Raw genomic sequence first — 26,613 nt, 5'->3', positions numbered from 1 at the left:
AAACTTATGCAGTAAATCGGTAGCCTGCGCCCCAGACGGTCTCAATATACTCCGGATTTTTGGGGTCTGTCTCCAGCTTCCCACGCAGTTTGCGAATATGGACGGTTACCGTTGCAATATCTCCGGTGGAATCCATGCCCCAGATCCGCTCGAACAGATCAGATTTGCTGAATACACGATTGGGATGACTCGCAAGAAATACAAGTAACTCGAATTCCTTGGTTGTAATCGCCACCTCTTCTCCATTAACAAAAACGCGGCGTGATCCTTTGTCAATGTGAAGCCCCCGAATGTGGATTTCATCCTGCTCAGCTGGTTTGTTTTTGCCAAGAAGTCTCTCGTATCGGGTCAAATGAGCCTTTGCTCGTGCAACCAACTCACTTGGGCTGAACGGTTTTGTAATAAAATCATCCACTCCCAGATTGAACGTCCGGATCTTATCGATTTCTTCCTTTTTTGCGGAAACAACAAGGATGGGCACCTCCTTTACCTCGCGAATGCGCCTGCAACATTCGAAGCCGTCGAGTCCCGGAAGCATCAGATCAACAATGATCAGATTATAGTCCCCCTCCAGTGCCTGCTTCAGGCCTTCATCTCCAGTATGGCAGAGATCCACGGAAAATCCGTTGAGCTCAAAATAATCCCGTTCCAGTTCCGCAATCGTTGTTTCATCTTCAATGATCAAAATGTTTGCCATTACTTATTGGTTCCTCTCTTCACTCAGCCGTTTCAGCTTGATATATATACTCGTGCCATCATTGGGCTGGCTTTTAGCCCAGATGAAGCCCCCATGTCCATCAATGATTTGGCGGGCAATTGCCAGCCCGAGCCCACTTCCGCCCGTTGAGGAATTCCGGGATTGTTCTGCACGATAGAAGCGTTCAAATATATAAGGTAGTGCCTCTTCAGGTATTCCCCTGCCATTATCTTTAAAGCCCATCGTAATCCATTTCTCATCGGCTTGAAGTGTAATCTCGAATCGTTTATGTTCATTCTCCATGTATTTGAGTGCATTATCCACCACATTAACAACGGTACGTTTTAACTTCTCCGGATCCACAGCAGCCATAGCGGGACCAGACACCTGGTTATTCCAATCCAGGGCAACACCTTTATCCTCCAAATCGTATCTCAGCTCTTCAATGCTATCTTCAAGGAAATCAGCGAGATCAACTGTTTTAAACAGGAAAGGTTCTTGGTTCAAATCGAGCTTTGAATACAAAAACAGTTCATCCACCAGCTTATCCATGCTAACTGCTTTGGAGTGAATGATATTAACATAACTCTCCATTTTCTCCGGAGTATTAGCCACTCCATCACGAATGCCCTCAATATAACCTTTGATATTGGTAATCGGCGTACGGAGATCATGCGAAATGTTGGAGATAAGCTCTTTGCGGTTCACTTCGTCCTGCTGACGTAACGCATAAGAGCGCTGCAATTGATTCCGCATGCTCTCAAACGCTTCGCTGAGTTGACCAACCTCGTCATTGGAGTTTAGCTGAAGTTTAAAGGATAGATTGCCATCCTTAATATGTTCGGCTGAACTTCGTAGTTGATTCAATGGCTTAATGAAGCTGCGCGTGATCCAGCGAAACAAGAGCAGATTTGCAATGATGAGGACGCCAATAAGCAGGAATGACATCACAGGCAGCAGCTTGCGAGTAAGCTCCGCAAAGGGGCTTCTCTCGCGAATGACAAAGATACTCCCCCGTTCCCCATCTGAATATTGAAAATCAAATTTCGCATACGCGTAGAATCGCTCACCAATATTAAAGGTGCTTCGAATCTGATAATTGTTAAGATCGTAGGCAGGCAGAGCTTGTTTCAGTTCCGGCTGGTTGAAGGTCAGCGATTCAAAGATCTGACTATTCTCCCGTCTGATGTAGAGCCCTGACTTCTCAGCTCGAAGCTTCATATCGTATTCACGTAGCAAAACCTTGTTTTGCAGGTCGTCCGGGTCATTTTTGGCCAGAAACTTCATCTCTTGAAAGATCGATTCTCCCTGTTCAGTCAGGGGGTTGATCTGATAATGTACCTTGTAAATATCGCGGAAACTCTGTAGATCCCCTGTAGCCGCAATCGTATACAGACTTGCCGTAAGCAGGATGAACAGCAGACTTATAACAAGCATGCCCGTGAAGGACAGCAGCATTTTTATTCGAATTGACATGGGTTCCCCTTCTCAAACAAGCCATTGGATTAGTTAGTGCACATGTTAACACAAGATGGATTCTATTGCCCATATGTAAAAAGAGCTTTCTTTTTCATTATACATGTTGACAATGATAATCGTTATCAATAATGTTGGAGTAAGGTACACAACGATTTATCTTAGAATGACCAGCAAACACTTTTGAAATGAGGTACGAAACGTGAACGTAGACGTTAATCAGTTAGCAGCGCATTTTGCACACATTCCTTTTCAAGTAGAAGGAGTATATCGATATTCTAGAAATCCAGGGGTTCCCCAGGCTGACTATACCGATTCTTTTCCTGGATTTGTATTTCCTCTTACAGGAAAGATTCAATTCCAATTTGAGGGTACGCCCTATATCTTTTCACCAGGAAAAGTTGTACACGGGGGCGCGAAAATGAAACTGGATCAAACCGTGTTTCATAGAACGGACTGGGAATACATCCTCGTTTTATACCGGATATGTAGTTCGGACCTCGAGGAGACAAGCTTTTCCCATCAGCATTTTGAATTATCAACGGGTCAATCCCCACGTCTGATCGAATTAATCACGCGTCTTTGGCATGTGTATAATCAGCACGGAGGTATTTCAAAGTTTCAGACCGAGATGCTGTTTCGCGATGTACTGAATGAGACTTTAATTTGTGTTGATCATAGGCAAAATAGTTGTGAATCAGATGTTTTATTCGAACGGGTCTCTACCTATATCCAAGAATACTATGATCAAAGTCTGACTGTCGCATCGTTGGCAGAACAAAATAACGTTAATCGAAATCGACTTTCCTACGTGTTTAGAAGACATGCAGGTATGGGTCCAGCAGAATATGTATTGAAATATCGTATAAACATGGCACAGCAAATGTTATTGGCAAGTGATGCGTCTGTACAACAGATTGCTGAGACCGTTGGCATTGCTGACCCCTTTTATTTTAGCAGAGTGTTTAAGAAACAATATGGTATTTCTCCTACGGAGTATCGTCTGAAGTTCATCAATAATCCATCCTGATTTCAATAGGTATCCATGTTATACAAAAGCCTAGATCAGTATACTGAACATAAAGGATTAATACACAGGAGGAATGACGATGCACTATCAAGCTATTCAATTAAATGAGGAATTTTCGAAATTAAACGATCTTTGGTCTCCGAAACTCATTGGTGAAATGAATGACTATCAATTTAAGATCGTTAAGATTGCTGGAGATTTTGAGTGGCATGTTCATGAGGAGACCGATAAGTTATTTTTTGTGCTCGAAGGGGAAATGATAATTGATTTTCGTGATGGGCAAGTGAAGATTTCCAAGGGCGAGATGTATATTGTCCCTAAGGGAGTCGAGATCAAGCCTTCCTCCGAAAAGGAATGTCATATCATGTTGATGGAGCCTGGAAGCGAAGTAAACACTGGCGGGACTAAGGCCGAATAAGCGTCAGTTATTGGAGCCAGGATGTCAATTTGCAATATCAGAGTCAGAGAGCCGATAACCGCGTAATAGGGGTTATCGGCTCTGCGTCTGTACGGCTAGCTCTTTGACATGCATTAATCAGCAATCTCTCGGTAATGTCACTTGTTGCTGGTCTTCTTGATCAATTCCACACCATCGTATGCCAGGCTTTCCACACTTGCTGCCTTCTGCAGTATGTAATGATCAAAAAAGTTCTTTGCATAGTCTGTAACAATATTTCGCATCTCCATAGCATCCCGTTCACCTCTGAGTTCCTCATTAACACTGGTAAACACGATGTCACAGTAATCCAAATGTGCAACACGATCAACTGAGAAATAATAGGTTTCCATGCTATTGTTAGCGCCAATAATCGCATTCATATTATAGTTAGGTTCACAAAACAGTAGCAAGAAGGGTTTCTTAAGATCGCTGTCAAGAAGTCCAAACGCACCGCTATCCAAGCCAATCCCGCAGGCGAACCGGTCGTCATCCCGGCAAACCATCGCCGTCGTAGGCCCTCCATAAGAATGTCCGACTATACCCATGCCGATGTCAAGCAGCAATCTGCCCTTAAAGATGGAATTCAGCTCTCCAGAGTCCAGTTTGTAAAGATAATCGGCTACATACCTTACATCTTCTGCCTGTGATTCACTATACTCTGTTATCTTGGAAAGTATCGGTTGTGCAAGCACGTTACGGCACATCTCAATGGCAGTTTCATCGTCAGGACGCAACTCCATCTTACCAGCCAACGCTAGCATCTCCGGATCTTCACCAAACGCTGTAATGACATCCGAAAAATTCTTGGATACATTAAACAGGCGTCCATCTTTACGCTTATACATCGTGCTATTCTGATGGCCGATGCTTACCACAACATACCCCATGCTTGCCAAGTCTGTACAGAGCACTGTACCCCATTCTGGAGAACCGCCTCCACCGCAAACATAGAATAACACTGGATAGCGCTTTTCCTTCCCGGAGAGAGCAAGGTCGTCGTAACACTGGGTCTTGATATCTATAGAGAAAACATCCTTCAACGCAGTGACAAGTGGCTGCTCATTAAACATCCCGTAGACTTCAGGAAACATGTACGTTGATGTAGTCTTACCTTCACTACTGTCAGACGGATAGTACACAAAAGCGGTCAGTTCTCTTTTGGAGTAATCTGATGCCGTGTACTCAAAATCCATCTGGGTTCGACCGACAGTATAGCCGCCAATTGGTTCTGGAAATACGTCATAGGTTTTCATTTTCTTTCCCCCTTGAGATCGCTAACCATTTCAGAATATTTATGATCTTCAAGCAGTCCATGGCCCATAAATTCAGCAAAGTATTTGCTGATCTTATGTTGCAGCTTAGAGTCCTTAATATCGAATTCCCTAAAAAACAAGATTAAATTAAGCTGCATTGACTCAAACATAAAAGAAATCAGGTCGTCGTCAACATCCGGTCGGAGATACCCATCAACTCTCATTCGGCGTAAAATGTCTTTGATCATGGGGAATGACTCGCCCTTTAACACATTCACATATACTTTAAGCAAAATGTCCTCAGGAATATATGAAAATGTTTTAGTCAGTTTGATTTCCAACTCATTCAGTGGCTCGGTCACCATGCCATTAACGTTACCAAATAAGCCAGTAAGGAAATAGCTGTAAAGGGAATCTTCATTACTGTTATTAAAATATGCAGCTCTTTTCTGGGTTACATTACGTATTAAGTGACAATAAAGGTCATCTTTGTCTTCAAAATACCGATAAAATGTTCCGGGGTGCATGGACAAACTATCCAAAACCATCTTCATAGTTATATCCTCGTAGAGATTATCAACAAAAAGATGCATAGCGCTATTCGATATTTCCTCGCGCCTTGCTTCGTCTAAACGAAAGAACGAATTTTTTGGCATAGACTACTCCTTAATGTATAGTGTGAACTGATTCACACTATACAGATAATACATTCACAAGTCAACTAGTCTTGAAAGATTAATATCATTATAAAAATTTAAAACCACTGTATTTAGATTTACAAAAAGATATTTTAACTACTTTTGATTGTGAAAAGATTCGGGAAGAAATATGCAAGAGCAGCTGATCACTCTGATCAGCTGCTCTTTGAGATGTTTGTATTATTATTCAGTTGGTGAGGGGATGTAATTCATGAATATCGGATCAGATGTCTATTCAACGAGAAAGGACTTCAAGCACTTTACCACTTCCATCTTCAATAATACGTATACTGTTGTCATCGATGAGTTGAATGGTACTATCTGAATTCAAAATTTCCTGCTGGCCCGTTACCCCGTGAGCAATGGATTTGCGAATCAGACCTTTATTTTTGAATACCAACGTGTAAAGGTCGTAGTCTTCCGTTTTTCGATTAGTGTGTTCAATGATGACAATAAGTAGATTTTGGGGACTCCTCTTAAAATTTATCTTAAGATCATGAGTGTTCACATTCATGTCCTTGATCCCTAAGGGAATCGAACTCTTTTGTCCAGTAGAAGCATTCGTAATCTCAAGATCTCCTTTTGCAGTGCGAACGACATAGGTGTAACCCATGTTGCTGCCATAAAAAGTATCGGTATAATTGCTCAATCCAGTCACGGTTACCTTGTTCGTTTTCATATCTTGATGAGTCACTTCCCCGTCCAAAGCAGATGCAAGAAATCCTATGGGTACATAAAGGTGACTAATATACCACACCGGTTCTCTGCCCATATCTACTTTTTGACCATCTACTTCGGCAATGCTGCTTCCCAAGTGCACAACAATATGCTTCTGACTGCTCTTCAGTACGGCCGTATTATCATCTTCCATCCCCCACACTAGGCCTGCCTTATTACCCAGTGAGAAAAAACTTCCGTAAGTGACTCCATCCTTGATTAACGTCTGAACATGGTTAATACGACCGTCTGCCCACTGAATTTCCAAATCAACATATTTGGATGCTGCTTCAGATTTTTGAGGCCCCAATGGTAATAACACCGACATCACTAATGCAACGACAACTACTTTTTTCAATTGCTTCATTCTCACAGCGACTCACCCACTTCATGTAATTTTTAATCTTACAATAATAACGTTAGATTCCAATAAAAGTTTGATCAGCTTGAAACAAGAATTGGGTCCCTGATAACAAAAAAAAGCCGCTAAAATAGCGACTTTTAATGGTACTATGTTTTTGTTCTTGGCTTCATTACAACCCGAGATCATCAGCGAGTCCTTCAACTCCTGTGAAGATGGAATCCCCGTAACCCCAGAAGTTGTTGAAATCAATAATGTAGATTTTTTTGTTTTTAACTGCGTTAATGTTTTGTACCTGTTTGTTGGCAAGCAGCTTTTCAATCGTCTGCTCAGGATCAATACCCCCTGCATACCTCGAAATAATCATCGCATCCGGATTAATCTCGATTAACTTCTCGAGACTGAGTGTGCCGGTTTCATTAATCAGCATATTATGCATATTGATCAATGACATTGCATTTTCAATAAACGTATCACCGTTTCCGTTGTAGATTCCAATGGTTCCATCACCATTATCCGAAAATGATGCATAGTTGATCGTTTCAGTGCTAGCTCGAGCCGACAACGCAGTCTCGCGTGCTTTAAGCTTCTCAATATATGCCGCTGCGTTCGCTTGTACGTTGAATATCTCACCTAATTCAGTAATGTCCTGATACAGACTATCTAACGATGCGTCAGGAACACTGGTGCTTTGCACGTAAGTTTTAATCCCCATATCATTCAAGCTGCTTACTGTACCAACACCCCAATCGGCATCCTCAAACAATCCACCACGCCCTACAACCAAGTCAGGCGTAGCCCCTATTGTCACTTCCTTACCGACATAGCCTTCAGCTAGCACAGGAATTTGTTTAAACTCGTCAGCAATATCTTCAGGTACACTACCAAACAACGCAGCTACACCTACAAGTTTGTCTGTCAAACCAAGGCGAATCATCAGCTCGGCTGCACCTTGTGTATTGGCAACTACTCGTTCAGGGGCCTTGTCAAACGTTTGATCCTTCTTCACCCATGTGCCGTTCTCTGTTGTATAATTTGAAACGGTTACCGGGTAAGTTGTTTCAGCAGGTGCTGAAGAGTCTGCGTCGGTTTGTTCCCCATTTGTTGCTGCATTCGTGGCACTGCTCTCCGCAGCTTGCTGTGAGCTGCCATTTGCATCTTTGCTGCCACCATTGTTGCTTGAACACGCTGCGAGCACCAGAATCATTGCAGTAATCAAACAAAGAAACATCCCTTTTTTAACAGATACCAACATGTAAATAATCTCTCCCTTTTGAATTCTCTCTTGTCTTTAAAGCAATATGTAAAATAACTATTGTCAGTATACAGTAAATGTCGAAGCGTGTAAATGAGAACAATAATCAATATCATTTATCTGATAAATAAAAAGAAACCCCCATATGGGTGCCTCATTTCGTCGCATTATCGTAAACTTAATCTGTGACAGGTTCAATGCCCTTCTCCTCTGGTGACTAACATGAGCTGAAATCCGTCACGGTGAATATGACAGTTGTTGCCGCATCCTGGTTCGAAGGTTACGTTCCATAACGATATATCCCGAAACGTTAGAAAAACCAAGTTCATGTCCTTTGTTTAGGATTGAACTTGGTTTCTCTTTTACTTAATTATTCATTACGTGCCTGATTAACCTTGGCGATAAGTTCATTAATAATTTCATCAGGTGAACGCTCATTCATCCATTGTTGACCGAACATTTGGAATACTTTGATCATCGGGAAATCTGCCCAGAATCCCACAAACTCCTCGTTAAGGTATACCTTGTCCGTAACATGCTCGTTCATTTCATTCAGGCGATGCTCCAATTCCTTTTTCGCTACAGGATCACTCATCCACTCACTGAGCAGACTGAATTTGTGGAACGTGATTTCTTCCTTACCAAAGTCACAATGCAGACGTTCCGTAATTCGGAGATCTTTGGACGAGCTGCCAAGTGAAATTTGGAAAAACCCGGTCTCAGCCACCCAACGGTTATACTTGGTGTTGTAATATGAGAAATCTCTCTCTTCCAGTTCAAAGGTAATCTTGCGTTTTTCACCCGGCTCCAATTCAACTTTGGCAAAAGCTTTCAATTCTTTCTCTGGACGGGTCCATGTGCACTCTTCATCGTGAACATACAATTGAACAACTTCTCTCCCCTGGCGCTTTCCGATATTTTTCAATTGGAAAGACACAGTAACACCGGTATGGGTCTGAGACACTTCCAGATCCGTATAGGAGAACGATGTGTAAGACAATCCGTGTCCAAACGGGAATTGAGGTGCCAGTTCTTTCCGGTCATAATATCGATAACCCACGAACAGGCCTTCGCGATAATACAGCTTGCCGTTCTCTCCGCGAATTCGCATATGTGAAGGGTTGTCCGACAGTTTGACAGGGAATGTCTCAGACAGTTTGCCCGAAGGATTCGTCTGTCCGAATAATACATCTGCAATCACTTTACCCATGCCTTGACCCGACAACCAAGCATGAATCACACCAGGTACATGCTGTACCCATGGGCGCATCGCCAGTGCGGAACCGCTGCTCGTTACGACAATACACTTGGGCTGAACTGCGGCTACCGCGAGAATCAATTTCACTTGATGCTCGGGAAGATCAACGCCTTGCAGATCATGCATCTCCGATTCCGCATATTCCGGTTGGCCAACAAACAGTACAGTAACATCGGAATTCATGGCTAATGACACGCTTTCCTTAATTAGTTCATCATTGATGGAGTCATCCTCCGGGTACCCTTCTGCATAATTCATGGTCATGACATCGCCAGCCAGATTTTTTATCTCGTCCCATGGAATATCGACTTTTGTGGGCGTTACCTTCGCACTGCCCGCTCCCTGAATTCTCGGTTTTTTGGCAAAGCGTCCGATCACGGCAATCGACGAAATGGACTCCTGCCCTAGCGGGAGAATCGCGTTCTCATTTTTCAGAAGCACAATACTTTCGGCCGCCGCTTTACGTGCGAGTGCATGATAGTCCGAATCTGGAGAAGAATCCATGTCTTTCTTGCCCGTTACCCGCTCAACCAGTTTCAAAATCCGGCCCACGCTTCGATCCAACTGTTCTTCGGAGAGGCTTCCGTTCTGAACCGCTTCAATGATTGCTTTAGCATTGTAATTGGCGGGACCCGGCATCTCCAGATCAAGCCCAGCCTTCAGACCGCGTATGCGATCATTAACAGCTGTCCAGTCGGATAGAACAACACCTTCATAACCCCACTCTTCTCTCAAAATGTCATGCAGCAAATGTTCGTTCTCACTTGTATACGTTCCATTCAATAAATTATAAGAACACATAACCGTCCAAGGATCGGATTTCTTAATAATCCGTTCAAAGGCGCTCAGGTAAATCTCGCGGAGCGTTCGCTCATCGATTTCCGAACTGGTTACCATCTTCTCGAACTCCTGGTTGTTACCCGCAAAGTGTTTGACAGAAGCGCCCACTCCTTCGCTTTGGATCCCGTTTATAAACGCCGCTCCAAGTTCTCCCGTCAAGTATGGGTCTTCCGAGTAGTATTCGAAGTTTCTTCCGCCAAGTGGCGTTCTTTTCATATTGACACCAGGTCCAAGCAGCAGCTCAACGTCCATGGTTTTTGATTCACGTCCCAGTGCCACGCCAACTTCATACAACAATTCCGTATTCCACGAAGAGCCGATGGCTGAACCCGTAGGGTAACAGGTTGCGGGTACATTTTCCGTTGTAATCCCCATTTCTTCATCGCTGTTCGTTTTACGGATACCGTTTGTCCCATCGTACATATGAACCGGCGGAATGTTTAACCGCTCAATTCCTTTTGTCATCCACATATTCAATCCTGCGCAGAGCGAAGCTTTCTCGGGCAGCGTCAATGCCGACAACAATTCATTGATTGATTTATCCATAGTACTCACCCTTCTGATATCAATTTTGTTCTTGTTCTTTCTTCAGTTCCTGTGCATCATACAGTTTGAAAAACGGAAACCAGACAATAAATACAATGACCAGGACGACCGCCAGCAAGATAAGCCCATTGAGTCCGGACATAATATAGGTGGAGAGGCCGATCGGCGTGTACCATAGCTGGAAGATCTGGCTCGGAATCCGCACCCAACCCCAGTCGAGAGCCAAGTACACAATCACCGGCGTGATAAGTGAGTTAATCCACATCGGCACCATGAGTAATGGATTAAAGGCAATCGGTGCTCCGTATACGACGGGTTCATTGATGTTGAACAAGGATGGGATAATAGTCGCCTTGCCGACAGATTTCAGTTTTTTCGAACGTGCCATCAGGAACCAAACAACTAACGGCAAGGTCGCTCCCATTCCTCCAATACCCAGCCATCCGGAGAAAAAGGTTTCAAACGTGTTGATATTGACGGGATCTTGTCCCGCTGCCACAAGAGCTGCATTTTCTTCGATTGCAGGTATCCAGATCGCGTACCAGATCGGTGTCATGACCCACGGGCTTACGCCGAAAGAATACAGTACAACACCAATGAAATTGAACAATAAAAATCCGGTTAAACTTTGCCCTACGGCATTGATCGGCTCAAATACGTTCACGATCAGTCCAAAAATATCAAAATGAAGCTGATATACAAGCAACCATCCTGTTGTTAATACCAGGGCGATCGGGACGAGAAAATCGAACCAGTCCATAATGAATTCGGGAAGTGAAGATCCCTTTTTGAAGAACGAAAATTTGTTGCACATGATCATTACAAGAGCGACAAATACACCTACCAGGAGTGCTGTAATCATCCCCGAGGGTCCAAATCGTTCAAGGATGAACTGAATGGTACCGTCTTCGTTTACCGTCGGGTTAAGCAGCATAACGAACAGAGATATCCCCGTCATTCCCGCCAGCAACTTGATTTTATGTCGTTCTCTTTTTTCCATCACGACATAAGGTGTCAGAAAAGCAATAAACAACCCGAGCAAACCAAAACTGAATGTTGTGATAGGTGTTAGGTCCGGCATTCCCGGAATGAAATCCTGCAAAATCGAAATCAATGTAATAATCGAACCGATGAAAATCATCGGAATGGCGACCATGATGGCTTCTTGAATCGAAGAAACCCAAATATTGTTCGTAAACGCCTCCAATCTCGGCGCAAACGAATCTGTCATCCATTTCATGAAACGCTTCATCCAAAACTCCCCCTGTCTTCCTCTAAGCTGCCACAACCATAGTATATCGATTTGTGTTAACGCTTTCTTGTTGGAACTTGCCGCATCATGGTTCGTTTTTTGCCCAATCCATCGCTATAGTTCTAGCTTGCCAGCCTGAACAAGAAATAAACAACAAAAAACATCCCTTCAAACTGAAAGGATGTCTTAAGAGCATTTTTTTTAATATTGTCTATCCAAAATGAGCAGCATTACCCCATGCGGTGGAAGAAAAATCTCTCTGCGCCAACTTTCATCTCTTACCATCTCTGTCCCCATCACGGGTCCACTCCTGCCGTTTAGATAGGCGATTTCTTCTTCCGTCAATGAATAGGGCGATCCCATGCGGGTCCACTCATCAAATACCGATCCATGCTCCCGATCCAGTTGATAACTGGTGCATTTATAAGGTCCCTCGAGATTGCTCAAGGTAAGTTCATAAGCTTTGCTGCCTTTTTCCTCAAAGACGTCATAGCGGGTTGAGCTGGATAATTCCGACCAATCTCCACTTGCAAACAGCCGGTCTACGTGAACATAGTGATAGAACAAAAATTGCATGCTTCCATCCCTTTTTCGGGTTCCAACATAACCGTCTCCCTTGACCATCAGCTCATCCCCAAGCTTTTGTATAAGCTCAAATGCATAATAGCTGGGTTTCTTCAGCCCATCGCGGTTAATCAGGCCAAAACCTCCGTAGAAAGGAGAAGCGGGAACGATACTTTCTTCGAATACATCGGTAAAGGACCAGAAAGCCATCGCTTTCACGTCACCAAGTGTGTGCATGGTGTGGTAAATGACAAACGGAGCCATGAACATGGTATCGTGCAGCAAATTCCGGTCATACAGCGAAAAGTTCCACTCAGTGACATGAAGTTCAACATGACCGTACGATGACGCATTCATTTTTTGCCGCATAAGTTCAATACTCTCTTTATAAAAAGCAGGCGGCATGATCTGGGTTAAACGATCCTCTTCAACTTTTAGCTTGGGATACTCCGAATAGATGTGAAACGAGAAAAAGTCGAGAGCCACTTCACGCTTGCGGCAATAGGACAAAAATTCCTCAGCCCAGGTATCGTTCCAGAGAGAACCGTAACCCATAGCTGGCCCCCCCACCTTCAGTTCCGGCAAAATCGATTTGATGGCATGAACGGTCGATTCGTAAAACGCAAAGTATTCTTCTTTACTTCCTGCCCAACAAACACCCGCCAGGTCAGGCTCGTTCCATACTTCGAAATACCACCGTCTCACCTCTTCCACTCCATAACGATTTAAACAATGGCGAACGAATTCGCCAACAAGCGCCTGCCACTTGGCAGGGTCGGATGGCGGGCTAATATTCCCCCTCCACCAAAACAGCGTTTCTTTGGATCTCGCCAGCTGGCTCGGCATAAAGCTTAATTCCACAAATGGCCGAACGCCCTGATCCAGCAGAAAATCATACAACTTGTCCACATAAGACCAATTATAGAGGGGCGTGCCCTGCTCGTTCTCGCTGTAAACCATCATCTCGTCATTGAAGATGCCGTGAAATCGAATATATTCAAAAGGTACTTTTCCCTTCAGCGCGGAGAGCTGCTTCCGCCAATCTTCACGCAAACCTTCAATAGCTCTCCCTGCCGTCATGGTCATATTCCAGTGCTTTTCATAGACAGACGACGTCTGATCCGCACGAATTTCAATATAAGTTTGGTCTGACAGATGTACAGACGGTACAGGAAGCATGTCCTGATCGGCGTCTAACTTAGCATCCAGATATCGATACAGCGAGCCAATCGCATTCAGCGTTTCCATCTCGTAATAATCTCCGCTTGAAGACTCCTCATATGTTTTGGGTTTGCGGTTCACATTCAACTGATGGAGTTCCGTTGTACGAGAAGCTTCCCGATAGGAACCTGGCGTACAGCCGTACTTTTCCTTGAAGTATTTGTTAAACAGCTTCACATTGGCAAATCCGCAATCCAGCGCGAGCTCCGAAATATTTTTGTCGTTTGCTGCCAGCTGAGCCTGAGCCTTTTCCAAGCGAATGAGCGTCAAATACTTTTGGAAAGGTATCCCGATTTTGTCGGTGAAGAAGTGGGAGAAATAATGCAAACTTAAATGTTCGGAATGCGCCATATCCTGCAGTGTAATCTTCTCATTGTAGTGTAAATCAATATATGTGAGGACCCTGTTCAGTCTTTTATAGTCATAATCCCTGCTACCGTCTTCCAATGCGGAATTCGTTCCACTGGAAAAATACCTCTGCAGACATCCGCATAACATCTGTAATCTGCCCATTGTAAAATTTTGATAACCCGGCGTTTTTTTGTTGATCTCCCATACCATTTGCGCAAGATATTGTTTAATACTTTTCAGGCGAGGAGCGTTTTGTTCCACGTTCATAGCAGAGTTACAGGAGATAAACACATTATTGTTCATCAACTCGGGACCGAACTGCAATGTTAATAACACATTGTCCTGATTGGTTCGTTCGATCTTGTGGACGGACATACTGTTAACCACGATCACATCATCTTCATGCAGTGTATATTGCTGCTGGTCCAGATACATGATGATTGAACCGTGGAGAACATATACAACTTCCACTTCCTTGTGCCAATGGAAATCAATATGTTTTACCGAGTTCACGAAGAGTTTCATAGGCAGATCGTCCTGATGTTGAATAAACTCATATAGATAGCGAATTGTCTGCACCTTCCTTCATACCGATTATTATAGGCACAGCATTTTGAAGATATCAACAAACTAAACAGTAATAACAAAAAAGCCGATCAATTAAGGTTCAATTGATCGGCTCTTCTATATAAATGTTCAAACTACCTATTCAACCAGAAGCACTGCTATCTTACCAACCGCGGTTGGACATGCGCTCTTCTGGAGCCAATTTAGAAATTTCGATCCCTTTCATCGGGGCGCCCAAGTTTTTGGATACTTCGGCAATCAATTTGTAATCTGTGTAATGTGTTGTTGCTTCAACGATTGCACGAGCGAACTTCTCAGGGCTATCGGATTTGAAAATACCTGATCCTACAAACACACCGTCTGCTCCCAGGTGCATCATTAATGCTGCGTCCGCCGGAGTAGCTACACCGCCTGCTGCAAAGTTAACGACAGGAAGTTTTCCATTTTCATGAACTTCGCGCAGCAACTCATAAGCTACACCCAGATTTTTGGCTTCAGCGTACAGCTCGTCCTTGGACATGTTTTGCACTTTGCGGAGCTGGCTGTTAATTAGACGCATATGACGAACTGCCTCAACAATGTTACCCGTTCCAGGCTCACCTTTTGTACGAATCATCGATGCACCCTCACCAATACGGCGAAGAGCTTCTCCCAAATCTTTGGCTCCACATACAAATGGTACAGTAAACTCATGTTTATCAATATGGAACACTTCGTCTGCAGGTGTAAGAACTTCACTTTCATCGAGATAGTCCACACCCAGGGATTCAAGCACTTTGGCTTCTATGTAATGACCGATACGTGCTTTGGCCATAACTGGAATAGATACAACCTTCATAACCTCTTCAACGATGGTTGGATCTGCCATACGAGCTACACCGCCGGCTGCGCGAATATCGGAAGGTACCCGTTCAAGAGCCATAACAGCTGTTGCCCCTGCCGCCTCAGCAATTTTAGCTTGCTCTGCATTCATAACGTCCATGATGACGCCACCTTTTTGCATCTCAGCCATTCCTCTTTTTACACGATCTGTACCTGTTTGCATGATTGTAGTCCTCCTAAGTAACTTTTGGGTGATTTTCAATAAAGGCATCGCTCTAATCTATGATTTAGTATAGAATGAGAATGGTCATATAAAAAGATCCAATATTTTTGGTTTTTATTGTACCACTTGAATTATAACTCTGGAGGTCCTATGCAATTTCATGTAGCTTACAGTTCATATTTGAACCGAAAATATACGAAGATGAAGGCTCTCTATAATGCCATTCGTGATGCAATTCATGAAGGTAATCTTATACATGGCGAGAAGTTACCCTCTACTCGAGAGTTAGCTACGACGTATCACATTTCCAGAGGAACTGTGAATCAGGTCTATGATACTTTGACTGCTCAAGGTTACATTCATTCAGAGCATGGAAGAGGAACTTTTGTTGCTTACCAGTTGGATCTGAACAATAATGCGTCCACCGTGAAAGCTTGCACGCATCACTTATCCGCCTGGGGAAATCGTATTCAGCAGTTTGAACAACAGACGACTCAAAGAAATGCACCTGCCAATGCCCATACACATGATTCCAGAATGAATAGCGACGAAGTGATCGACTTTAGCAAATATCAACCTGACTTCTCCAAGTTTCCTTACGATGAATGGAATAATCGATTGTATGCAGAGATAAGGCAGCGTGAGCATCACCTGAAAACAACCTCTGCCATGGTTAGTTCAACGGGGGATCCAAAATTGAGAGAAGCCATTGCTGCCTATCTTCGGAGGATGCGGGGCATTCAAGTCGATCCGGATCATATTGCAGTAACTGCAGGCTCCATGCAAGCTATAGCTCTACTCACTCAATTACTTGCTGATCCTGGGGATTATGTAGTGACAGAAAGTCCTTGTTATGTCGGGATTTCTAAAGCCATATTGGCTGCGGGTGCAAAGTTGATTGAAGCCAATCTCGATGGTCAGGGAGTTGTGCCCCAAGACTGGGAAGCACGAATGTTGTTTGTCACGCCGTCACGACAATTTCCTACTGGTGAAATGCTCAGTCTGGAACGCAGACAAACCTTGCTGGACTGGGCACAGCGAAATGATGCCATGATTGTTGAGGATGATTATGATAGTGAATTCCGATATCGCGGAATGCATGTTGAACCACTGAAAACACTTGATAAAGCAGGACGCGTAATCTATCTGGGCAGCTTTACAAAAACCTTGCCTTTAGAAGTACGACTTGGTTATGTGGTTCTTCCCCCTACCTTGGCTGACACCTTTAGAAAGGCACAGGCTTTATACGAGCCTAGACCCGTCAACCTGATCGAACAACGGGCATTAGCTGCATTCATGACAAGTGGTCAATATGAGCGTCACCTGCGCAGAATGAATCGATTATACAGTCGTAAATTCCATCTGTTACTCAAACTTTTGAACAAGCAACTCTCTACATGGTTTGATTGGGTCGAGAATGAAGCGGGTCTACACGTGTTTGGCTGGTGGCGAGGTAATGTGTCCACTTATGAGGCCTTTCGGGAATCGGCTAGGTCACAAGGTGTGGTATACTCAGAAGTCAGCAGTTCAACGTCTGTTGGTACGAAGTATGGTATCTATTTATCTTTTGCACATTTGTCGGATGAACAATTACAGGAAGGCGTATCCAGATTAAAAAATGCCGTTACAACTGCATTGTGAGGTAAATCGTCTCCAAAGTGAGTACAAGAAGATCATCATTCGGAAGAGGGGCGATCGTTATGAATTGGTTAAATGAACTTTATAAAATTAAAAAGCAGGAACCGGACAAGGAAATCGAACGTTCTTTGGTTAACGCCATCTTCCGAATTTATGACCGGTTCCCCCGAATTGGCCTTAGAGAGCGGATCGGACAGCAAGAAATGTCCCTCGATATAGCCGATGCTTATATCCATGGACATAACGCCATGATTGAAGCTGGTGTCGGAATTGGTAAGTCTTTTGCGTACCTGATCCCAAGTCTGCTCACGAATCAAATGTCTCAGAAACCAGTCATTATAGCTACATCCTCCATTCAGCTTTCGGAACAGATACATAAAGATTTAAGGATCATTGGTAGTCGGTTGGGATTCTCAACGGTTCGATCCGTGGTGGGGAAAGGCATGGGTCAGTACGCCTGTCGAAGTAGAGCAGCGGAATGGATCAGTCTTGATGATGCAAACTCCTCCGTATCTACCCTTGCACAGCGCATATTAGATTATGAAATTGATGAAAGAGCCGATATTAAAGCTGGAATTAGTGATGCCGAATGGTCCCACGTTTCCGTGAATGATTGCAAATTTGAACGTTGTCATCATAAAAATGCATGTTTGTTTTACGATATGAGAGCAAAATTAAATGCAAAGGCTCACGAGATTGATTTTATTATCGTGAACCAGGATTTGCTCATACGGGATTTGATGAAGAAAAAAGAAGGAACCAAGAGCATCATCTCAGAACAGCCTGCTCTGATCGTCATTGATGAAGCGCATAATCTGGAAGCAAAAGTTCGGGATGCCAGAACACTTGAGTTCACTTATCGGGGAATTTGCCGCATTCTGGATACCACGGTGCAGCTTCTCACGAAGCAGTCCGGGGATAAAAGTCTCTTCTCACAATCCAAGTTCATCAAAAACTGGGCTGAGCGCATCTTCAAACAGGTAAACGCAAATTTGCTCGACCATGCCAAGCAGGATAACGACCGAATCAAAGTGTCGGAAATCAAAGGAATACCGTTAAACCAAGTCTTAAACGATTTAAAAGATCTCAGTCTGCGCCTTTCCATTTTGACCTCCCGTCACGAGCGGGAAATAGATGACGCTTTTGAAGCCATCAACGGGCTTATTAGCCTTATTAGTGTCTTATCTGAAATTGAGGACAATTATCTTTTATGGGCAAGCAGTCCTCTTAGAGTAACCACAATCAGCATCTGTCCCAAAGATATAAGCCAATTTCTGAAATACGCTTTATTTAATGGCAAGGTACCTGTAATCCTAACATCAGCAACGCTGTGCCAAGGCGGGGATACGCTGGAGGAACAATATTCTTATATGACGCACTCCCTTGGTTATAAGGGAGATTTCCTAGAGCGCCAACCCTCCCCTTTTGACTACACCAACCATGCCATGATGTATATTTCGAACAAAGTTCCCTATTACCACCACGATCAGCGCGAAAACTATCTTGAAGCAGCGTACAAGGAAGTGGTTCAACTCTGTAATCTAACTCAGGGAAGAACAATCGTCCTTTTTTCAGCAAAAGAGGACATGAAGTACATTCACAAAAAGTTGATCTCAAGGGCTAGTGAATACACATGGGCAGTCCATGTTCAAAAAGAGGGATCATCACAAGACAGTGTCATCGCCGATTTCAGGAAAAGCAAAGGTGTACTCCTGGGTACCGGTGTATTCTGGGAAGGTGTGAATATCGAGGGGTCTGACCTGTCACAGGTCATTATTTTCCGGCTGCCCTTCCCTGTTCCATCGGATCCTGTTTATGAATATAAGGCATCGGTAACGGAGAATCCGTTTATGGAGGTGTTTGTACCGGACATGCTCCTTCGGTTACGGCAAGGAACAGGACGTTTGATCCGTAGTGAAACGGACATTGGCGTACTCAGCATACTTGACTCCCGTCTCAGTAAAGGGGCAAAAAAGAGTTATCGGGAACAGGTGCTGGACACGTTGCCGTTCCAAAAAGTGACGGAGGATTTTGCGGTTATAGAGAAATTTGTCCAAACTAAGGGGATACGACGAACGGATTAGAAGTGGTATAACACGTAACCTTGAAAAACTGCCTAAATTACATGAAACGGCCCATCCGCTCATGAACCGGATGGGCTAATTTCATGTTGCAAGATATATGCTACAATATATTCCAGAGTTATGAATCCTAAAGGAGGCATTTACATGGTTGAAAGACCAACTACTGATGAATATGCAGCTTATTATGCAGGGTACATCCAGCTTGTTCCTGAAGGGAACATCATCGAACGCTTAGAGCTGCAAGCCAACATCGTACCAACTTTGCTCTCTTCATTGACAGAGGAGCAAGCAGATTATCGGTACGCCGAAGGCAAATGGAGCGTGAAAGAGGTCATCGGACACCTTTTGGATAACGAACGCATCATGAGCAGCCGATTGCTTCGCATCGCCAGAGGTGACCAAACAAATCATCCCGGCTACGATCAGGACGTGCTTATGCAGACCAACCCTTTCAATGCGTATACCCTGGCCGATTTGAGCGAAGAATATGCCGTCACACGCCGTTCAACCATTCTTATGCTTCGTCGCCTCACCCCGGAAGCATGGCTCTGTAGAGGGATCGTCAGTGATAATCCTGCTTCAGCTCGATCGATTGCATTTGTTATGGCTGGGCATGAGCTCCACCATTTATCAGTACTTCGCGATCGTTATTCGTTAGATTTGAAATTATAAAATTCATCCAAAAAGACTTTGAACCTGCATTCTCTGTAGGATCAAAGTCTTTTCTCATCAGTCGGTTTATCGTTCAAATTATCGTTCAAAATGAATCAGATGTGCATCCTCTCGCAAAGATAACGTGGAATACTCATCTAGAATCGGAATGTCCCCATTGAATTCAATGGGCAGGACCACATAGCTGGACTGAAAATAATCCGATCCGTTCCAGCGATCTGAAAAGTATAGGTAGTCCTCTTCTGATCGCTTCAGCACAAATGCTGGTTGCGTTCGATACGTCGTTTCATCGCCAAAATCACTGAGCATCCCCCATGGTCCATCCATCGTATCAGCCATCGCGTACTTTCCTTGATTGGGTTCCCAACCGGTGCAAAATGAGGTCACCATATAATACTTCCCTTTCCGTTTGAAGACAGCTGGCGCCTCCCGATATTCCCCCTGCCACAGCTTTCCGACAAGACTTTCCACATTAAGGTAATCTTCCTGCAGGCGATAGATGTGCAGGTCCGCATTGTCTCTGGCAGCCGAAATAAAATATGCCTTCCCGTCATCGTCCTGAAAGAGCGTGCAGTCACGCGACATATACCCGTACGGATTGAAGCTGCCATGATACAGGAAATGGCTATCCGGAGAATCAGATGTGGCAATGGCGCATGCGGCATCGTTGTAATGGTTACCATTCTCATAGTGAACCCAGAGGACAAACTTTTTTGTCAACGCGTTGAACAGCACTTTAGGCCGTTCGAGATTCACCTTTCCACCTTTATCGTTCACTAATGCCAGATTTGTCCGAACTCGAATGGGTGCAGCTGGCGTAGAGGTGGTCAAGATATGGTTCCGAAACTCCCAGTTGAATAGATCTTTGGAACGGTAACAACTCACATATATATCGTCTCTCCGATCTTCGCCATACCAGTAATAATAGTCGTCATGGAATAATATATGTCCACCATGGGCATGGATCAGATTACCACTTGAATCATTCCAGATGCCACCATTGGTTAGTTGATTATTCACACCGTTACCTCTCTTCTTTTAAGAACATCGTTAATTGGTGTCCGATCCAAATACCTTCACTTCCCAAAGTCTTGGCGTGTACCAATTGTTTGGATTGTTATGAAGTGCCGCATTTTGCATATTAATTCGTACATATCTGGCAGCAGTGCTCGATAGCGTATCTGATGTGAAACCGTAAGATGTATTATTGGTTCGATCCAATGCTACAGTCCAGTTTACATTATCCGTACTGGTCTCAATTTTATATTTGTAAAAACCTTCGGAGCCTTTTTGCATCCACCAGGAGATTTGCACATTATTCAACTGTTGAACAGAGCCGAGATCGACCTTCCACCAATGTGGCCAAGAACTGCCTGTGCCGACCCATTCAGTTTGATAGCTACCATCATTAGCATAACTTGCCGGGTTTGTTCCAGTAGCCGTTTGGGCTGTTGCAGGTTTGCCTTGCGACAGCAGTTTTCCGTTCTGAACGGGAACGACAACATCATCTCTTGTGTTGTACAGCACTTGATCAAAATAATCATAAAATGCGTAACCATCGGAGAACCAAACGGGAAGCAAACGTTCCTCCGTTGTTCCATTTTGCGTACCTGCCCAGCCGAACATCCAGCGATACGCAACCATAACCACGTTGTTGCCCGTATCTGGCTTCACCCGCATAACGGAACCTGACTGCGCCGAGAAGGTTGACGTGTTACCAATCGTCCGTAATTCAGACCAATCTCCGTCTATGCTTGTTGCTGATGAATACAAAGGTATACTCGGGTACCAACCTGCCGCTTGGGAAGAGAACAAATAATAAATGCCATCTTTTTTGATCATCTTGGGCAGTTCTCTATGTTGATTTTGATAAATAACTGAAACTTGATGATCTACATCCAACCAATCGAAGGTTAACTTATATAAGATGGTGTCCGAATTATTATTGGCCGTAGAGATCAGATACGCCGAATCATCATCATCTTTGAAAATGGAGATATCCCGGGATTGGTTCCCTTCTGGCCGAAAGCTTTTGTGAAATGTAAAGTCTTCTCCAGGCGTGGCCGAAGCCACCGATACTCTGGCAAGCGTGTAGTCTGTACTGTTTTCATAGTGAGCCCAAAAAACAAATTTGTTCGTAGGCGCATGGTAGAGGATATTAATCCCTTCAAATTTGGAATTCGCCAGATCGGGGTGATCCGTGTAGGAAAGGACCACTTTGTCGTCACCATACGTGATATCATCTGTTGAAGTCTGTTGAATCATTTCGCCAAAACCACCAGTTGGTTTTTGTACAAAATTGAATCTGTAATAGGTATCCCCCACTTTAAGTTCATTCGGGAGCTTCAGAGTGGATTGCGTTGTGTTATCAAAAGTTGTGAGGTCCTCTGGAAGGCTGTAAGGGGTACATTCTGGCGAGACAGCGGAGGTTAACAAGGAAGTTCCGGCATATGCCTTCACTTGATACTTGTATGTGTTACCTATATTGAGTTCATAATCATCCGTCGTTGTACCGGTTAAGGTCTGTAATAACGTATAAGGCGCATTGTTCTCGGATCTGTACAACTCGTATGCAGTCGCTCCCTGGACAGGTGCCCAATGAATTTTGGCATTGGATACTTCGGATTCATTCTTCAGCACAAATAGTGTTGCAGCGATCTTGGTCTCTTCACCAGCAGCAGCATGAACGGTTTGAGCTGAGAACGTTAAATGAACTGTTAACAACATCAATGCAATGACGATAGCCATCCACGATTTACCTTTGATCATGTCTCATCATCTCCTTTTTTTAGGAAACCAACCCCCCTGTTGCAGGAAGGCTGGTCCAGGTGAAACTTGACTTTATTTCAAATTCATCAGTGTCATTACATCCGTCTCGCTGGCTTGGTTGTACCATTCGTTAACTTCTTCGATCACGGTATCTCCGCCTTTTTCATGCCACTGTTTCACAAAGGTATCAAATGCTTCAATCGGCTCATTGCCATATATGATTTTGGTAAACGTCTCTTGTTCCATGGTAGTCAACTGTTCCCACACATTTTGCATCGTTGGCGTTGGTGGACCGTTAAATTCATTTGGCAGTAAAACATCTCTGTTTTCATACGAAATCCGATATCCGTCCTGCGTCGTTTGATCTTTTGAAGCGCTCTGAATGAGGACACCCGTGTCGGCTTTAACTCCATTCGCCAGATCGTAGTACGATTGGCCGGGACCATCCACACTCGGTGTATTTTTGGTGAATGCCATTTTCCCAACGCCTTGCACGGCTTCTAATGGCTTATTGAATTTCGTTGGATCAAAAGTGACTTCGTCGTTAACGATATCGTAATCGTATCCCTGAGCGTAGCCGTATTTGAAGTCCCCCGTGCTGAACGCCGCGTCGTACATTTTATCGTAGTACAAGAAAAAGGCTTCCATGTTCTGAAAATCCTTGTTAAACATGAACACACCATCGTTCAACTGGGCGGATTGATAGGTCTTATCACCGTTCACGCCTTGAATGGTCGGATAAGCACTAATTTTTGCCCCCTCTACATTTTTCTCCACGTCCTTCACACTGTCGTACAGCCAAGGACGACCAATGATGATGCCAGCTTTCCCCTCCGTAAAATCGGACAGAGCATCCCAGGCCCCTTGGGTGGCCAATTCTTTGTTCAAGTACCCTTTTGCATACCAATCGCGTAACTTGGCAAGTGCCTCTTTGTTGCCAGGAGCCACAGATCCATAGGTGAGTTTGCCGTTGTCGTTATGCCATTGCCTTGGAAGATGTTTGCCCGTGTATGCGCTGAATATCATGATCGGATCGCTGACCCATCCCGTATTGTAGGAATCTTTGCCCGAAAAAGTAAAGCCGTATGTGTCTTTCTTGCCGTTCCCATTCGGGTCCTCATCGGTGAACGCCGCGATGACTTGCTCAAACTCATCAATCGTTGTTGGCGCTTCCAAATTCAATCTGTCCAACCAGTCCTGGCGGATCAACATGACTTCGCCTTCCGTCAGATTCGGCGCAATCGCCATCCCGTAGACCTTGCCCTCCCTAACCACTGGATTGAAGGTGGTCGGGTATTGTTTGTATATTTCTTTTATCCGGTCAGGCATGTAGGTTGAGATGTCTTCCGTAATCTCCTTGACCTGCCCCGACTCAATCAGATCATTGACCAGCATGGTGTCATAGACGGGCAGAACGTCGGGCAACTTCTCGGAACCCGTCAACGCCAGCCGCAGCTTGGTATTATATTGTGAAGCATCACCTCCCAGCAGGGTGGTTTGGATTTTGATACCCAGGTTTTGTTCGCCCCAGCGGGTCAACACATTATCATTCAACGTCTCACCATTGATGTACTTTCCAGCATTTTCATCCTGTTGTTTGGCGATAGTGATCGTAAATGGCGGATCATATTTACCGTCCTTAAGCACCGATGCTGGTGCGGTTTCGGAAGCAGTCTCCCCTTTGCTACAGCCAGCCACAAGAATAGCCGACAGCATTACCGTACTTACCATTTTCCATAAATCAGTTCTTTTCTTCATGGAAATATGCCCCCTTCACTCATACTCAATTTGTTTTCTATATAAGTTCAACTAATTGCATATTTACACTGGCACTCCGATGACAGAACAACCTTCCGATCGCTGTTATTACCAGAATTTTTGATTCACTTTTTCAAAGGTGAAATTCTGGTAATAAAGGCGAACGCTCCGCTTCTTCAGGTCTCTTCTGTCCTCTCCGTTATCGTGTAAATGTTTAGATGAACTTATAGTAATCCAATTTATCGTCATCCTGACTATTCTTTGACGGCTCCTAGTACAATCCCCTTTACGAAATATCGTTGTAAAAATGGATATACCAAAATGATCGGGAGCGTGCTGACAAAAATTTGTGCTGCCTTGATGCTCTGTTCAGACATGGCTGCCACCTCAGACTGGCTCATCGCCATATTCTGCATATTGCCCTGCACAACGACCGTCTGTAAAAACGAAGCCAACGGATACTTACTTGCATCCGACATGTACAAAATCCCGTCAAACCAGGAGTTCCAGTGCCCTACCATAATGAACAAGGATACGGTCGCGATGCCAGGCAGAGATAATGGTAAATATATTTTGCTGAGAATTACGAAAAACGACGCTCCGTCAATGAAAGCTGCTTCTTCCAGGGCTTTGGGAATCGTTTTGAAAAAATTGACGAGAAGAATCAAATTATAAGCACCGAAAGCTCCCGGTAGCACAAGAGCCCAAATGGTATCCTTTAGTCCAAGGGCGGTGATCAATATGTAAGAAGGTATCAATCCCCCCGAGAAGAGCATGGTAAAGATAAAAAACCACATGAGCACGTTGCGTCCCCGGAATTCCTTGGACAGGGCATATCCTGCGCAGGTAAGAATAAACATGCTGATGGTTGTACCCAATACGGTTCGAGTGATGGATGTTAACATGGCACCGTTGAAATTGGAATTGTTGAACGTTTTTACATAGGCGTCCACATTGAACCCGACCGGCCAAAATGAAACCATATTACCGCTAATGGCCGCTTTGCTGCTGAGCGATTGTGCCAATAGATGAAGCAGTGGTAGGAAACACGCCAGCCCCGCCAGTATCATGAACGCGTAATTAAAATAGGAGAAAACTCTATAGCCCGTCGTTTTATGGTACATGATCCCTCTCCCTCCTTGTTAGAATATTTTGTAATTGGCGTATTTATAGGCCAGCCTGTAAGAGACAACGATCAAGATCAAGCTAATCCCCGATTTGAACAGTCCTACTGCTGTCCCGAAGCCGTATTGCCCGTTTAACAAGGATGAACGGTAGACATAGGTATCAATGATATCTCCTGTACTATAGACAAGCGGATTGTACAGATTGAAGACCTGATCAAAGCCCGCATCAAGAATATTGCCCAGACTCAGCGTAGAAATGACGATAATCATGGGCAACATGCTAGGCAAGGTAACGTATCGAATTTGCTGCCGGCGTGTGGCACCATCAATCTCGGCCGCTTCGTAATAAGAAGGATTAATTCCCGCAATGGTCGCCAGATAAACAATCATGCCAAAGCCAAAGCTCTTCCACACGTCGCTGATCACAACCGTGAATCGAAACAGATCAGGATCACCCAAGAAGTAAATGGGATCGTTCCCGAAAATACGTGTCAAGATGTGATTGATTCCTCCGTCTAACCCCAGAATGTCGATCATCAACCCCGCGACCGTTACCCAGGACAAGAAGTGCGGCAGATACACCAGTGTCTGAACACTTTTCTTAATGCCCATATTACGGATCTCACTTAGCAGGATAGCCATGACGATTGGAACGATAATACCAACGATAATTTTAGAAACGGCGATAATTAACGTATTAACAATCGCTTGTGTGGCTTCTTTGTACTGAAAAATTCGTTCGAAGTTATCTAACCCGATCCACCGTGAGCCTGTGATGCCCAGCCATGGTTTGTAGTCCTGAAATGCCATGAGCAAACCTACCATCGGGCCATAAGAAAAGATGCAGACAAACACAAATGCGGGAATACACAGTACGTACAAAGGCCAGCTTTTCTTAATTTCCTTTTTGAATGAAGTCCGTTGGGAAAGCTTTGTTTTTGTTTTTTTAGCGGATCTGATGGGCACAATCTCGTTAATGTTGCATACCTCCTCTA

General features: G+C 44.2%; 20 protein-coding genes. 5 read left to right on the top strand and 15 right to left on the bottom strand.

The annotated features are described in order from the left end of the window. Nucleotides 1–4: 4 nt before the first annotated feature. Both J2X75_RS07775 and J2X75_RS07770 read right to left on the bottom strand, forming a co-directional pair. Nucleotides 5–697 carry a response regulator transcription factor gene (locus J2X75_RS07775; protein ID WP_047843050.1) on the bottom strand — a complete coding sequence of 231 codons (693 nt, stop codon included), beginning with the start codon at nucleotides 695–697 and terminating at the stop codon, nucleotides 5–7. A gap of 3 nt (nucleotides 698–700) precedes the next feature. Next, entirely contained in the window at nucleotides 701–2,173 is a 1,473-nt protein-coding gene (locus J2X75_RS07770; protein WP_310335518.1) for a sensor histidine kinase, read from the bottom strand. 202 nt (nucleotides 2,174–2,375) lie between these two features. On the opposite strand from J2X75_RS07770, the gene J2X75_RS07765 reads away from it, so the two are divergent. Together J2X75_RS07765 and J2X75_RS07760 are read left to right on the top strand one after the other, a co-directional pair. Next, entirely contained in the window at nucleotides 2,376–3,203 is an 828-nt protein-coding gene (locus J2X75_RS07765) for a helix-turn-helix transcriptional regulator (protein WP_310335516.1), read from the top strand. A 79-nt stretch (nucleotides 3,204–3,282) separates the two neighbouring features. Next, on the top strand, nucleotides 3,283–3,621 hold the full coding sequence (locus tag J2X75_RS07760) for a cupin domain-containing protein (protein WP_192131518.1): 339 nt from the start codon (nucleotides 3,283–3,285) through the stop codon (nucleotides 3,619–3,621). A gap of 137 nt (nucleotides 3,622–3,758) precedes the next feature. Here J2X75_RS07760 and J2X75_RS07755 read toward each other — a convergent pair whose 3' ends face one another. The 8 genes from J2X75_RS07755 to pdxS all read right to left on the bottom strand — a co-directional run bounded on the left by J2X75_RS07755 (nucleotide 3,759) and on the right by pdxS (nucleotide 15,573). Then, entirely contained in the window at nucleotides 3,759–4,895 is a 1,137-nt protein-coding gene (locus J2X75_RS07755; protein ID WP_310335513.1) for an alpha/beta hydrolase, read from the bottom strand. Continuing rightward, on the bottom strand, nucleotides 4,892–5,551 hold the full coding sequence (locus J2X75_RS07750; RefSeq protein ID WP_310335511.1) for a TetR/AcrR family transcriptional regulator: 660 nt from the start codon (nucleotides 5,549–5,551) through the stop codon (nucleotides 4,892–4,894). The genes J2X75_RS07755 and J2X75_RS07750 overlap by 4 nt, the downstream gene beginning before the upstream one ends. A gap of 277 nt (nucleotides 5,552–5,828) precedes the next feature. Further along, on the bottom strand, nucleotides 5,829–6,677 hold the full coding sequence (locus J2X75_RS07745) for a stalk domain-containing protein (protein WP_310335509.1): 849 nt from the start codon (nucleotides 6,675–6,677) through the stop codon (nucleotides 5,829–5,831). Nucleotides 6,678–6,843: 166 nt separating this feature from the next. Further along, nucleotides 6,844–7,926 (bottom strand): ABC transporter substrate-binding protein, encoded by a 1,083-nt coding sequence (locus J2X75_RS07740; protein WP_310335508.1) that lies wholly within the window; start codon nucleotides 7,924–7,926, stop codon nucleotides 6,844–6,846. A gap of 370 nt (nucleotides 7,927–8,296) precedes the next feature. Continuing rightward, nucleotides 8,297–10,570, bottom strand: a complete 2,274-nt coding sequence (locus J2X75_RS07730) for a beta-glucosidase (RefSeq protein ID WP_310335506.1) — start codon at nucleotides 10,568–10,570, stop codon at nucleotides 8,297–8,299. Between the two features lie 19 nt (nucleotides 10,571–10,589). Continuing rightward, nucleotides 10,590–11,822: a PTS sugar transporter subunit IIC gene (locus J2X75_RS07725; protein WP_062834547.1), complete on the bottom strand. Its 1,233-nt coding sequence runs from the start codon at nucleotides 11,820–11,822 to the stop codon at nucleotides 10,590–10,592. A gap of 201 nt (nucleotides 11,823–12,023) precedes the next feature. After that, entirely contained in the window at nucleotides 12,024–14,483 is a 2,460-nt protein-coding gene (locus tag J2X75_RS07720) for a GH39 family glycosyl hydrolase (protein ID WP_310335502.1), read from the bottom strand. 205 nt (nucleotides 14,484–14,688) lie between these two features. Further along, complete coding sequence (gene pdxS, locus J2X75_RS07715) at nucleotides 14,689–15,573, bottom strand: pyridoxal 5'-phosphate synthase lyase subunit PdxS (RefSeq protein WP_200869424.1); 885 nt, start codon at nucleotides 15,571–15,573, stop codon at nucleotides 14,689–14,691. A 147-nt stretch (nucleotides 15,574–15,720) separates the two neighbouring features. On the opposite strand from pdxS, the gene pdxR reads away from it, so the two are divergent. The 3 genes from pdxR (at nucleotide 15,721) to J2X75_RS07700 (ending at nucleotide 19,964) form a co-directional block, all read left to right on the top strand. Further along, complete coding sequence (gene pdxR / locus J2X75_RS07710; RefSeq protein WP_310335501.1) at nucleotides 15,721–17,211, top strand: MocR-like pyridoxine biosynthesis transcription factor PdxR; 1,491 nt, start codon at nucleotides 15,721–15,723, stop codon at nucleotides 17,209–17,211. A gap of 59 nt (nucleotides 17,212–17,270) precedes the next feature. Beyond that, nucleotides 17,271–19,292 carry an ATP-dependent DNA helicase gene (locus J2X75_RS07705; RefSeq protein WP_310335499.1) on the top strand — a complete coding sequence of 674 codons (2,022 nt, stop codon included), beginning with the start codon at nucleotides 17,271–17,273 and terminating at the stop codon, nucleotides 19,290–19,292. A 144-nt stretch (nucleotides 19,293–19,436) separates the two neighbouring features. Beyond that, the gene (locus tag J2X75_RS07700; RefSeq protein WP_310335497.1) at nucleotides 19,437–19,964 is read left to right on the top strand and encodes a DinB family protein; all 528 of its coding nucleotides are present in this window, start codon (nucleotides 19,437–19,439) and stop codon (nucleotides 19,962–19,964) included. 78 nt (nucleotides 19,965–20,042) lie between these two features. Here J2X75_RS07700 and J2X75_RS07695 read toward each other — a convergent pair whose 3' ends face one another. The 5 genes from J2X75_RS07695 to J2X75_RS07675 all read right to left on the bottom strand — a co-directional run bounded on the left by J2X75_RS07695 (nucleotide 20,043) and on the right by J2X75_RS07675 (nucleotide 26,518). Then, nucleotides 20,043–20,984: a family 43 glycosylhydrolase gene (locus J2X75_RS07695; RefSeq protein WP_310335495.1), complete on the bottom strand. Its 942-nt coding sequence runs from the start codon at nucleotides 20,982–20,984 to the stop codon at nucleotides 20,043–20,045. Between the two features lie 30 nt (nucleotides 20,985–21,014). After that, nucleotides 21,015–22,733 (bottom strand): discoidin domain-containing protein, encoded by a 1,719-nt coding sequence (locus J2X75_RS07690; RefSeq protein ID WP_310335493.1) that lies wholly within the window; start codon nucleotides 22,731–22,733, stop codon nucleotides 21,015–21,017. Nucleotides 22,734–22,805: 72 nt separating this feature from the next. After that, nucleotides 22,806–24,491: a type 2 periplasmic-binding domain-containing protein gene (locus J2X75_RS07685; protein WP_310335491.1), complete on the bottom strand. Its 1,686-nt coding sequence runs from the start codon at nucleotides 24,489–24,491 to the stop codon at nucleotides 22,806–22,808. Nucleotides 24,492–24,745: 254 nt separating this feature from the next. Beyond that, nucleotides 24,746–25,615 (bottom strand): carbohydrate ABC transporter permease, encoded by an 870-nt coding sequence (locus tag J2X75_RS07680; RefSeq protein ID WP_310335490.1) that lies wholly within the window; start codon nucleotides 25,613–25,615, stop codon nucleotides 24,746–24,748. A gap of 18 nt (nucleotides 25,616–25,633) precedes the next feature. Beyond that, on the bottom strand, nucleotides 25,634–26,518 hold the full coding sequence (locus J2X75_RS07675) for an ABC transporter permease (RefSeq protein WP_036616097.1): 885 nt from the start codon (nucleotides 26,516–26,518) through the stop codon (nucleotides 25,634–25,636). Nucleotides 26,519–26,613: the final 95 nt, after the last annotated feature.

Source organism: Paenibacillus sp. 2003 (assembly GCF_031455635.1).
In the GTDB taxonomy this organism is placed as follows: domain Bacteria; phylum Bacillota; class Bacilli; order Paenibacillales; family Paenibacillaceae; genus Paenibacillus; species Paenibacillus amylolyticus_B.
The sequence above is the reverse complement of the archived record's forward strand: the minus strand, read 5'-3'. Positions and strand labels throughout refer to the sequence as shown.